Genomic DNA, 596 nt, shown 5'->3' on the forward strand with positions numbered 1-596 from the left:
GTTGAGGACGTGCTGATGCTCGTCTGCGACGGGCTGAAGGGACTCCCGGACGCGGTTGGTGAGGTCTGGCCCCGAACGGTCGTGCAGACGTGCGTCGTTCACCTCCTGCGCGCGTCGTTCCGTTACGCGGCCCGGCAGGACTGGGACAAGATCGCCAAGGCACTCAAGCCGGTCTATACCGCCCCGACCGAGGACGCAGCCACCAGCCGGTTCCTGGAGTTCACCGAGGTCTGGGGCGAGAAGTATCCAGCGATCGTGCGGCTCTGGGAGAACGCCTGGGCGGAGTTCGTGCCGTTCTTGCAGTTCGACGTCGAGATCCGCCGGATCGTCTGCACCACCAATGCGATCGAGTCCGTCAATGCCCGCATCCGCAGGGCCGTTCGGGCCCGTGGCCACTTCCCCTCCGAGGCCGCCGCGTTGAAGTGCGTCTACCTCGCGGTCATGTCCCTCGACCCGAGCGGGAAGGGCCGCAAGCGGTGGACGATGCGCTGGAAGCGGGCCCTCCAGGCGTTCGACATCGCCTTCGACGGCCGCCTCTCAGCAACCCGCATCTGACCCAACAACCACACCAGTTACACCGTTAAGTTGACAGACCC

1 protein-coding gene is annotated in these 596 nt (G+C 65.8%); it reads left to right on the forward strand.

The window, feature by feature from the left end:
* On the forward strand, positions 1-555 hold a 555-nt coding region (locus ACLJT4_RS42520; protein WP_411130531.1), incomplete at its 5' end, for a transposase.
* Positions 556-596 lie beyond the last annotated feature (41 nt).

Origin of the sequence: Streptomyces sp. x-19, assembly GCF_046549115.1 — a bacterium.
Taxonomy (GTDB): Bacteria; Actinomycetota; Actinomycetes; order Streptomycetales; family Streptomycetaceae; genus Streptomyces; species Streptomyces albulus_C.